This window comes from Streptomyces bobili (assembly GCF_002154575.1).
Classification (GTDB): Bacteria; Actinomycetota; Actinomycetes; order Streptomycetales; family Streptomycetaceae; genus Streptomyces; species Streptomyces bobili.
Genome location: NZ_MUBA01000943.1, coordinates 1 through 521, shown reverse-complemented (window position 1 = coordinate 521; position 521 = coordinate 1). Strand labels below are relative to the sequence as shown.

The 521-nt window shown below is 74.1% G+C and carries 1 protein-coding gene; it reads right to left on the bottom strand.

Annotated features, from left to right (window positions below):
• Nucleotides 1–521, bottom strand: a 521-nt coding sequence (locus tag BZL64_RS38850; RefSeq protein WP_143663487.1) for a VWA domain-containing protein, incomplete at both ends; no start/stop codon positions are given.

Here is a 521-nt window from a genome sequence, read left to right as displayed (position 1 = left end):
GGGCATGCCCGCGGCGACGAGCTGACCGGCGACGCCCGTGGAGTAGCGGGGCCGTCCCGTGTCGTCGAGGCTCGCGCAGCCCAGGACGTGACAGCCCGCTCCGACGAGTGCGCGGACCTCGGCGAGGAGCCCGCCGAGCGGATAGCCATCCTCGAAGTCGCTGACGACCACGACGAGGGTGCGCGAGGGCACCGTGACCAGCTCGCGGGCGTGCCGCAGGCCCGCCGCGATGTGGGTGCCGCCGCCCACGCTGACCTCCAGCAGGAGCGACAGCGGGTCCTCGACGTGCCCGGTGAGGTCGATGACCTCGGTGGAGAAGGCCAGGAAGTGCGTGGACAGGGTCGGTACCCCGGCCAGCACCGACGCCGTGAGCGCCGCCCAGACGGTGGACGCCTCCATGGATCCGGACACGTCCGTGACCAGGATCAGCCGCCAGTCGGCGGACCGGCGCCCCCGGGTGCGGAACACCGGGTGCTCGGGGATGACCTGGACCGTGCCGTCGGGGGCGCCGGTCCGCCGAC